Annotated in this window: 7 protein-coding genes; 4 read left to right on the top strand and 3 right to left on the bottom strand. The window is 64.4% G+C overall.

Going from position 1 to position 9909, the window contains the following annotated elements:
* Positions 1–130 precede the first annotated feature (130 nt).
* Both RJQ10_RS15495 and RJQ10_RS15500 read left to right on the top strand, forming a co-directional pair.
* On the top strand, positions 131–2029 hold the full coding sequence (locus tag RJQ10_RS15495; protein WP_350148213.1) for a DUF3604 domain-containing protein: 1899 nt from the start codon (positions 131–133) through the stop codon (positions 2027–2029).
* A 64-nt stretch (positions 2030–2093) separates the two neighbouring features.
* Positions 2094–2969, top strand: coding sequence for a phytanoyl-CoA dioxygenase family protein (locus RJQ10_RS15500; protein ID WP_350148215.1), 876 nt, complete (start codon positions 2094–2096; stop codon positions 2967–2969).
* 18 nt (positions 2970–2987) lie between these two features.
* Here the strand turns inward: RJQ10_RS15500 and RJQ10_RS15505 are convergent, their stop codons facing one another.
* Positions 2988–5015 (bottom strand): TonB-dependent copper receptor, encoded by a 2028-nt coding sequence (locus RJQ10_RS15505; RefSeq protein WP_350148217.1) that lies wholly within the window; start codon positions 5013–5015, stop codon positions 2988–2990.
* A 158-nt stretch (positions 5016–5173) separates the two neighbouring features.
* On the opposite strand from RJQ10_RS15505, the gene RJQ10_RS15510 reads away from it, so the two are divergent.
* Together RJQ10_RS15510 and RJQ10_RS15515 are read left to right on the top strand one after the other, a co-directional pair.
* A complete protein-coding gene (locus tag RJQ10_RS15510) occupies positions 5174–7132 on the top strand; it encodes a flavin-containing monooxygenase (RefSeq protein ID WP_350148219.1) in 1959 nt (652 codons plus the stop codon).
* A gap of 75 nt (positions 7133–7207) precedes the next feature.
* A complete protein-coding gene (locus RJQ10_RS15515) occupies positions 7208–8071 on the top strand; it encodes an LLM class F420-dependent oxidoreductase (RefSeq protein ID WP_350148221.1) in 864 nt (287 codons plus the stop codon).
* Positions 8072–8102: 31 nt separating this feature from the next.
* On the opposite strand, the gene RJQ10_RS15520 is transcribed toward RJQ10_RS15515, so the two are convergent.
* Together RJQ10_RS15520 and RJQ10_RS15525 are read right to left on the bottom strand one after the other, a co-directional pair.
* A complete protein-coding gene (locus tag RJQ10_RS15520) occupies positions 8103–9173 on the bottom strand; it encodes a c-type cytochrome (protein WP_350148223.1) in 1071 nt (356 codons plus the stop codon).
* A gap of 84 nt (positions 9174–9257) precedes the next feature.
* A partial coding sequence (locus tag RJQ10_RS15525) for a M20/M25/M40 family metallo-hydrolase (protein WP_350148225.1) occupies positions 9258–9909 on the bottom strand: 652 nt, incomplete at its 5' end.

A 9909-nucleotide genomic window follows, 5' to 3' on the forward strand; every position in this document is an offset into this window, starting at 1 on the left:
GTCATGAACAATCCCCGGCAACCTTTTCCCTGGCCGGTTCAACGTTTCAGCCCTGGGCGCATTGGAGTGGTGCTTTTGCCGGAGTATGTTTGCTGGACGTTAAGGGAGTTAAAAAGCTGTGCAGGAACCCGTGCAACACCGAAGCCTTTTACTGGCCGCCATGGTTGCGCTGTTGCCCCTGGCCGGCTGTGAACAGCCGCAACTTTCCGCTCCTGAACCCGTCGTAGCCCGCCCGCTTGCTGTGGCAGAGGCACAGGCTGACCCTGCGAGCCCGCCAGTCCCCCACTATCCAGAGCACACCGCGCTGTTCGGTGAACTGCACGTGCACACCATGAATTCGCCCGATGCTTTCATGATGAATGTCCGGGTAGGGCCAGAGCAGGCCTATCGTTATGCCCGCGGCGAAGCGATAGCGCACGTCGGAGGGAGCAAGGTGCAGCTGAGCCAACCGCTGGATTTCCTCGCGGTTACCGATCATTCCGAATACATGGGAATCCTGCCGCAGCTGTTTGATCCGGACAGCAAGCTGGCCTCGCTGGAGGTTGCACAGGCGCTCACTGCGGGAGACGGCGCCCGGCGCCACGAGGCACTGCTGGGCGTATTGATGACCATGGGCGCCGGCACCCCGATTCCCAGCCTGGTGGAATCCGGGCTGAGGTATGATATCTGGCAGCAGTACGTGCAGCTGGCGGATCGATTCTATCGCCCCGGCGAGTTCACCACGCTGGTGGGGTACGAATGGACTTCCTCCGGCGCCATGGACGAAATCAATCTGCACCGCAACGTGATATTCCGCGGCAGCAAGGTATCCGACAAGCCTTTTTCCAGCTTTGACAGCGTCGATCCCAGGGACCTTTGGCAGTGGCTGGAGGCGCAGCGGGAACTCGGTATCGAGGCGCTGGCGATCTCGCACAATTCCAACCTCAGCAACGGTCTCATGTTCCCGGATTCGGCGGCATTTGACGGAACACCGCTGGATGCCGAGTACGCAGAGCTGCGTCAGCGCAACGAACCGCTGGCGGAAATCACCCAGATCAAGGGCAGTTCCGAGACCCATCCCCTGCTGTCTCCCAACGACGAGTGGGCCGGCTTCGAGATCCTGGGGGACCTTCTGGGCGGGCGTGGCACCGAAGGTGCGGTGCGCGGCAGCTATGTCCGCGACGCCTGGTTGACCGGCTTGCAGCTGGAGGCAGCCGCCGGGTTCAATCCCTACCGCTTCGGAGTCATTGCCGCGAGCGATGGCCACAATGCCTCCTCGCCGATTGAGGAGGACAACTACCACGGCAAGATTGGCATTGCCGATGGCACGCCGGAGCAGCGGCGTGGCGGCAGTTTCATCAACGTGGAACACGTCAAGTACAGTGCTTCGGGGCTGGCGGGTGTCTGGGCCGAGAGCAATACCCGCGAAGCGATCTTCGATGCCCTGGCGCGGCGGGAGGTATTCGGAACCAGTGGCCCCCGGATCAAGGTCCGCTTTTTTGGCGGCTGGGCCTGGCCGCAGGATATCCTCCAGCGGCACGATGCCATAGGCCTCGCCCACGCGCGCGGGGCAGCCATGGGCGCGGACCTCCCCGTACGCGATGGTACTGCCGGGCCACCGCAATTCCTGGTCTGGGCGATCAAGGATCCGGCCAGCGCCTGGTTGCAGCGGGTGCAGGTGATCAAGGGTTGGATCGAGGAGGGTGAAAAGCGGCAGCGGGTATATGACGTGGCCTGCGCCGATGGCCTGGAGCCGGATGCCGGGTCCCATCGCTGCCCGGACAACGGCGCCCGTGTGTCCCTGACCACCTGTGACATCTCTCGCGACAAGGGGGCAACCCAGTTGCAGACCTTGTGGCGCGACCCTGATTTTAACCCGGACCAAGCAGCGTTCTACTACGTTCGTGTGCTGGAAAACCCGACCTGTCGCTGGAGTACCTGGGACAGCTTGCGCACCGGCCTGCCGTTGCCGGATTCAGTGCCCCCCACCCTGCAGGAGCGGGCCTATACTTCACCGATCTGGTATCGACCCGGGACGCAGGGGCTCTGACCGGACAGACCGGGGAACCGCATTATGGAGGTTCCACCGTGTTGTCGGCTGAAGGAGAGTGAAGATGAACGACGATGTGTTATTGAGACTGCCCTCTGAAGACGAGGTGGCGGCCTTCTGGGAGGACGGGGTGGTCTGCCTGCGAGGTGTGCTGGCCCCCGCCTTCGTCCTCGACATGGCTCCCGCGGTCGATCGCCTGGTTCAGGAGTCGATTGGCGGCACCATGCATGACATGTCCGCCATGGGCGCGGAAATTGCGAGCACCGGCGGCGATGTGCTGACCGGCGGACGCAAGGGTCGCGGCCGCTTCGTCTCTGGCACCGATCACTGGCGTGTCGATGCGGACTGTCGGGCCTTCGCCCTGGACTCCCGTATCGGCGAGATCGTTGCGCGCCTGTTGCGCTCGCGCAAGGTCAACCTGTGGGAGGACAGCGTACTGGTGAAGGAGCCGGATACGGCCGAGCGCACTGCATGGCACCAGGACCTGTCCTATTTCCACGCGAGCGGCGAGCAGGTCTGTACCACCTGGATACCACTTGATTTGGCCGATGCAGAAACCGGGGCCATGAGCTTTGTGCGCGGATCCCACCGCTGGCGGGGTCAGTACCGGCCCAACTGGTTCGTTTCCAACCTGCCGATGCCGGGCACCGAGGGCGAAGTGATTCCGGACATCGAGGCCCTCGCTGCCGCGGGGGAAGTCACGCTGTTGCAGTTTGATCTCGGGCCCGGTGACATGACGGTACACCACGCCCGCACCCTGCACGCGGCGGGGGGCAACCTCAGCCTCTCCCGCCGGCGCCGCGCCATCAGCCTGCGTTACTGCGGTGATGACGCGGTCTACCACTTCCGTCCGGGAGCTCCGCGCAAGCCCCATCACGAATTCGTCCGCGAGGGCGATGTGCTCGACGGTCCCGATTGCCCGGTGGTCTGGAGCGCCTGAGCCAGTTCCGGGCGGCTATCAGAACTGGTAGCGCAGTTTCAGCCAGCCCTGCCGACCGGGTTCATTGACCCGGATCGCCTCCGGGTTGAACGGGTCGGCGTTGCCGGCATTCACGTGATAGGCGTAGGCGCGGTCGAACAGGTTCTCGACGCCCGCTTCCAGGGTCAGGCTGGTGCTCAGGTTCCAGTGGCCATAGAGGTGCAGCACCCCGAAGCCGGCGGTGGGCGAGTCGACATCCACCGCCGGGTTGAAGTTGCTTTGACTGGCGGAGGCCACCCACTCGGCCCCCAGCGCCCAGCTGCTGCGCCGGTAATCCAGGTTCAGGCGTGCTTCCAGCGGGGCAATCTGGGCAAGATCGCCGTTGTCGCCATGGCCGCGGGTCCAGGCGAGTCCGAGCCGCGTGCTGAGGTATTCGCTGAGGGCCAGGCTGGCATCGATCTCGGTGCCGAACAGGGTGGCCCGGGTGTTGCGGTACAGGTCCGCGCTGCCCTCCTGGTAGCGTTCGATATAGTCATCGACAGCGTCGACGAACAGGGTGGCGCTCCACTCCAGAGGGCCGCGGTCGCGGGCCAGGGTCAGGTCCAGCTGCTGGTGGATCTCCGGTTCCAGGCCGGGATTGCCCACCCAGAAGGCGCCACCGGCGCTGCGCGCTATCCACTGCTCGGAGCTGTCGGGAGTGCGCACGGAACGGCTGAGGTTGGCGCTGAACAGGGTCTCGGGATCAATCTGCCGGTCCCAGCCCACCACGGCGCTGAGGGCGCTGTGGTCGTTGCTGGTAGCCGTGGTGCCGTAGAACTGCTCATAGAGACGCACCGGCGTGGAGCTGCCCATCATTCCGGCACTCAGGTCTGCTTCCTCCGCCCGGGAGTCGTGGTCGTCCAGGCGCAGGCCCAGGCGCAGGGCGTCCCGGTCGTTGAGGCGATGATCCAGCTCCGCGAACAGGCCGGCCTGCCGCTGCTGCGCATCCGGCCACATCCGTGCCACCAGCATGTCGTAGCTGCCGTCCTTGCCCTGATCCATGAAGAGGTCGGCGCTGCGGTCGTTGGCGCGGTAGTCGATGCCCGCTCGCCAGTCGCTGGCATCGGTGAGGAAGGTGGCCAGCAGGCGTCCCCCCCAGGTGGTGGAGGAGGAGGGTGCCGCCATGCCGGCGGGCTGGGTGCTGCGCTGGCGTACGCTGTAATTGTCCATCAGGTGGTCAACATCGCTGTAATACACCGTCAGTTCGACCTCGTCCGCGGGCCCCAGGCCCTGTTGTACCCACTTCACGCTGGTGCTGGCGGAGTCGGCGAACACCGCGTCCATGCCGTTGCCCGCATACCAGACATCGTCTTCATCGGCGCGTTCGTGGCTGAGTTCCAGCCAGGTATCCGGCGTCAGGTCGATACCGGCCACCAGGCCGAGGGTCCGGGAGTCGAAAGCTGAGGCCACCCTGTCACCGTTGCCGTCCCGGTAGTTGTCGCCGTGCTTGGTTGCCCCAAACAGGCGCACATAGCCGCGTTCATTGCCCGCTGCGACATCTGCCGCCAGGCTGCCCAGGTCGGAGTTGCCGGTATAGCCGGTGGTCACCGACCCTGCCAGGCCGTTGCTGTTCAGCTCCGGGCGCAGGTGTTCGAACAGGAGGGTGCCGCCGCTGCCGCCCGCGCCGTAGAGCACCGAGCGGTGACCCTTGATCACGGAAACGGAATCGAAACTGTCGACGCCGACGTAGGTGCTGGGCGGGTCCATCCGTCCCGGGCAGGCGCCGTAGCTGAAGGCGCCGTTGGCAATCACGTTGAGATTGGCCTGGCTCTGGCCGCGAACGATCGGATCGAAACCGCGGCCCCCCCGGCGCAGTGCAGTCATGCCGGTAACCGAGCGCAGCAGCTCCCCGGCATCATGGGTAGGACGGGTGACGGGCGCCTCGCTGAGCAGCTGGTTCGCATCCGTGTCGGCGCGGGCGGTAACCTCGACCAGCTCAATGGCCAGGTCGTGACCGGTGCTCAGGGGGCTGATTGCAACCAGCACCGCTGTGGCCACGGCCCGGGGTAACAGTTTGCTACGCTCCATAGTGCTGCTCTCTTGCGCTGTTTACAGGCCGGGCATTATAGGAAGCTACGGTGGCGGCGGGATGTGACAAATTGGCGCACCCTTCACCCAAATGAGGGAGGACAGTGTTCCCTGCGGCAGGCACTATGCGGGGACGATAAGATTGGAGAGGTGTGTCAATGGTGCTTTCACTCGCGCCCGAGCTGTCCCCGGTTACCGAAGATCCTGAAACCATCGCGGGATATTTGCCGGAATTGAATACCGCCGCCCTGATCATGTCCATTGTGCATATGACCGGGGACACCGGCATCCTCAATGAGCTGCCCAGCCCGCGAACCCTGGATGTCGTTGCGGCCGGTGCCGAGACCGGAGAAGCCTTGCTGGAAGGCGGGTACACGGCGGCCCAGGTGGAGTTCGTGCAGGCGCGGGCGCTGGCGGCCATCGCTGACTGGCGGCAGCGCGGTGGCCGGTTGCCGCCGCTGAGCGCGGCAACCATGGATGCGCTCTACCGCTTCATGTGTGGCCCTGGCGTGGATGCGGAGTACCTTGAATTCATTAACGAGGAAGTGGCGCTGGACGGGGTAGACCGCCGCGGATTGCAGCTGCAGGATCCTGCGCTGCAGGCGCGTGCGGCGGAGTTCCCGGTGGTCATCATCGGCGCCGGGATGGGTGGCGTTCTGGCCGGCATTCGTCTCGGTGAGGCTGGAATACCTTACACCATCATCGAGAAGAATCCGGGCGTCGGTGGCACCTGGTACGAGAACCGCTATCCGGGCTGCCGGGTTGATGTTCCCGGCCACAGCTATAGCTATTCATTTGCCCCCAATCACGGCTGGACCAGTCATTTCCCGCTGGCCGACGAAATTCGCGCCTACTTCGATGACTGTGCGGAGCGCTTTGGGGTGAAACCGCATATTCGTTTCGAGACCGAGGTCATCGCCGCCGAGTTCAGGGACGCCAGCGACGACTGGTCGGTGCGGATCAGGGGCGCAGATGGCACGGAGGAGGTACTGGAGGCATGCGCGGTGATCAGCGCCGTGGGCCAGCTGAACCGGCCGAAGCTGCCGGCTATTGACGGGCTGGAGCAGTTCCAGGGACCGCTGGTGCACTCCGGGGCCTGGCCCCGGGGTCTGGACCTCAGCGGCAAGCGGGTGGCGGTCATCGGCTCCGGTGCCAGCGCGTTCCAGATCATCCCGGAACTGGCGCAGTCCGCGACCCGACTCACCGCGTTCCAGCGCTCGCCGGTGTGGATGTTCCCCAATCCCGAATATCATTCCCCGGTGGGGAAGGGGCAGCGCTGGGCCCTCGAGAAACTGCCCTACTACTCCAAGTGGTACCGTTTCTGGCTGTTCTACACCTCCGTGGAGGGCGTCTACGACAAGACCCTGGCCGACCCTGACTGGCACAGCACCCACTCCGTGAGCGCGGCCAACGACGGCATGCGCGAGTTGCTCAGCGCCTGGATCGAGTCGCAGGTGCGGGACCCGGAACTGCTGGCGAAGGTGCTGCCCGCCTATCCTCCCTTTGGCAAGCGCATCCTGCAGGACAATGGCAGCTACCTTGCCGCGCTGCAGCAGGACAATGTCGAGGTGGTCACGACGGGGATAACGGCAGCGGATGCCCGCGGCCTGATCACTGCCGACGGCGTGCATCATGAGGTGGACGCCATCGTCTGCGCCACCGGCTTTCACGCCGACCGGTTCCTGTTTCCCATGCGGATCACCGGCCGTGACGGGGTCAGTCTCAACGACCAGTGGTCGGAGACCAACGGCCGCGCCTATCTCGGCATTACCGTGCCCAACTTCCCCAACCTGTTCTGCATCTACGGGCCCAATACCAACCTGGTCGTGGCGGGGAGTATCGCCCACAATGCGGAGTCCCAGGTACACTACATCCTGGAGTGCATCAGGCTCCTCCTGCAGCGCAACCAGCACACGCTGGAATGCCGGCAGGCGGTACACGATGCCTATAATACCAGGGTCGATGCGGTGAACGCGGCCACGGCCTGGGGTTCGCCGCTGGTCGAAAACTGGTACAAGAACGAAGCGGGCCGGGTGACCGCCAACCTCCCGTTCCGGATTATTGAGTACTGGAAAATGACCCATCGGGTCGAGCCCGATGATTTCCTCATCCGCTGAGGCCAGCGGCGCGACCTCTGCCCGGCACGTACGCCGCTGTCACCATAGAGCATGATTAAAAAGGAGAACAAGGCCATGCACCTGGGCTTCAGTTTCATGAACACACCACACGATCCGGACCCGCGGGAGCTGGCTCGCGCCCTTGAAGAACGCGGTTTCGAGTCGCTCTGGACCGGTGAGCACAGCCATATCCCGGTTTCCCGCAAGACGCCCTATCCGGCGGGCGACGAGCTGCCGGAAGCCTACAAACTGATGGGTGATCCCTATGTCACTCTCATGGCGGCGGCGGCAGTGACCACCACCCTGAAACTTGGCACCGGTATCGCTCTGCTGATGGAACGGGAATTGTTCTCCCAGGCCAAGACCATCGCCAGCCTCGACCGCCTGAGCGGTGGCCGGCTGATGATCGGCACCGGAGTGGGCTGGAACGAAGAAGAGTTCAGCAACTGTACCGGCCAGCCCTGGGATAAACGCTACGGCGTGATGCGCGAGACTGTCGCCGCCACCCGTGCCCTGTGGCGGGATGACGAGCCCGAATACCACGGCGAGTACCTCGACTTCGACCCGGTCTGGTGCAATCCCAAGCCAGCCCAGGCCGGAGGCCCCCCGGTGATTTTTGGCGCCATGGGGCCGCTCGGTGTTAAACATGCCGCCCAGTGGGCCGACGGCTGGATGCCGGTGGATGTGGCCATGGGCGATGTCGCCACCTCAATCGCCGCCTTCCGTGAGCAGGTCAGCGGTAACGGGCGCGATCCTGCAGCGGTGCCGATTACCCTGCAGACGCTGATCACCCCTGACCTGGATACCCTGAAACGCTATCGCGACATGGGCATTGAACGCGTGGTCATCGGCGTTGCCGTGGACATGTGGGACCAGCCCGAAAAGATCATGCCGATGATCGACCGCTTCGCGGAGCTGATACCGCAGCTGGGTGCCTGAATCCAACCACGGCATGGCCGCTGCAGGATGCTCAGTCCGCCGCCAGGGCCCCGCCCGCCGTCACCGGCAATCCGAGCGCTGTCCAGACCAGGATGCCCTCGTCAATGATGGCGGTGTTCTGGTAACCCAGGTCCCGCAGATTGTTGACCACGAAGTCCGATGCGGCGTGCGGACAGGCGCAATAGGCAACAATCCAGGTGCCGTCATTGGGCAGGTTGTCACCAGCGCGATCCTTTTCCCGGTAGTACGGCATGGGTACCGCGCCAGGGATATGGCTGCGTTGCCAGGCCGAGGCGGGTCGCGTGTCGAGGAGAATGAACCGGCGTTTCTCCTCCAGTGCCCGCACTACCTCAGCGGCGGGCACATAGCGCCCCTCACGCAAGGTGAATACCGGCTCCTCCCCATCCGGGTTGAGCACGTAATCCGCTGGCGCCGGCGGCTTGCGCAGCGTTGGCGGCTGGGGGCTCCAACCGGATGCCTGACTGCGAAGATAGGCGACAACAGCGTCGATATCTTGTTCGGGTAACTGATCTGCAAAGGCAACCATGGGCGTACCATCGCGGCCGTTGGCGATAGCGTGGCGCAGAAAAGCGTCAGAGGCGTTGGCCAACAGGGCGGGGTCGCCCAGCGCCGGGCCCGTATCGCCCTGGCCCCTGGTGCCATGGCAGCTCGCACACCGTTCAGCGTAAACGCTGGCTCCTAGCGTGGCGTCGCCCTGAACCGGAGTATCCGGCAGCGTGACGGGTTCTACTCCCTCTACGGCGAGCAGCCAGCGAGTCAGCAGCCGCAGTTCATCACGATTCAGGGGGCCGCCCATTTCATCGCTGTAGCCGTCCATGGCGGTGCCTGCACGGCCGTAGCCGATCGCGGTGAACAGAAAGCCGGGGAAAGCCGTCGACAGCAGGGATTGACTGCGCAGTGACGGCGCGTGGTCGGCGCGGTAACCGCTGCGGTCCTCGCCGTGGCAGAGTGAACAGTATTGCTGGTACAGGGCTTCGGCCCGCGTCATCTCTTCCGCATCCAGTTCCAGCGACCAGTTTGACTGCGCGACACTGAGCGGCGACAGTGACAGCGCGAACAGCAAGACCAGGACATTACGCATATCAATCTCTCTTCAACGGGTCGTGCGCGGCCTGTACCAGCTGACCTTCCAGTGATGCCATCGGATCCACGCTGATTTGTGGTGCTAGAACCTGCCGCCGCCGGGATAATCCAGGGCGAAGCCGACCAGGGTCCGCACGCCAACGATCAGGACATCTTCCTGGACGGTGAATAAAGGGGAGTGATTGGAGGGCCGTTGTTCCCGTGGCACTGCGGGATCACCCACCCCCAGCATCAGGAACAGGCCGGGAATTTTCTCCTGGTAATAGGAGAAGTCCTCGGCACCGGTAATCAGATTGCCTTCGAAAACGCGATCCTCTCCTGCCGCCCGCACCAGGGTTGGCATCATCGCCTGCAGCAGTTGCGGGTGGTTGCCGGTAACCGGCGTCGAGCCTGTCACGGCGAGCGAAGCACTGGCACCGTTGGCTTCGGCGATTCCCGTCACCGTCGCCTGCAGGCGCTCCAGCGGTTTCTGGTCGCGGACCAGCGACACCAGCACGAACAGCGCGACGTTGATCCCCAGGCTCCAGACCAGGGAATGGACCAGCGGGTCGACGCCTTCGGTGCCGAACAGCGCCTGCGGCCGCAGGTCGGCGATGCCCCAGGGACCTTCCTGGAACAGGCTGGCCGGGATCACCGAACCACCTTCGAAGCTCGGCAGCAGCAGCGTGTAGCCCCACACCAGCACGCCGCCGAGCAGGCCGACGAAGGCACCGGCCTTCGACGCCTGGTACCAG

It is taken from the genome of Haliea sp., assembly GCF_040222615.1.
Classification (GTDB): domain Bacteria; phylum Pseudomonadota; class Gammaproteobacteria; order Pseudomonadales; family Halieaceae; genus Haliea.

What these genes read in the sequence shown, in the direction of transcription:
- RJQ10_RS15500 (WP_350148215.1), top strand. Translation starts at nt 2,094, where the DNA reads ATGAACGACGATGTGTTATTGAGACTGCCCTCTGAAGACGAGGTGGCG.
- RJQ10_RS15505 (WP_350148217.1), bottom strand. Translation starts at nt 5,015, where the DNA reads ATGGAGCGTAGCAAACTGTTACCCCGGGCCGTGGCCACAGCGGTGCTG.
- RJQ10_RS15510 (WP_350148219.1), top strand. Translation starts at nt 5,174, where the DNA reads ATGGTGCTTTCACTCGCGCCCGAGCTGTCCCCGGTTACCGAAGATCCT.
- RJQ10_RS15515 (WP_350148221.1), top strand. Translation starts at nt 7,208, where the DNA reads ATGCACCTGGGCTTCAGTTTCATGAACACACCACACGATCCGGACCCG.
- RJQ10_RS15520 (WP_350148223.1), bottom strand. Translation starts at nt 9,173, where the DNA reads ATGCGTAATGTCCTGGTCTTGCTGTTCGCGCTGTCACTGTCGCCGCTC.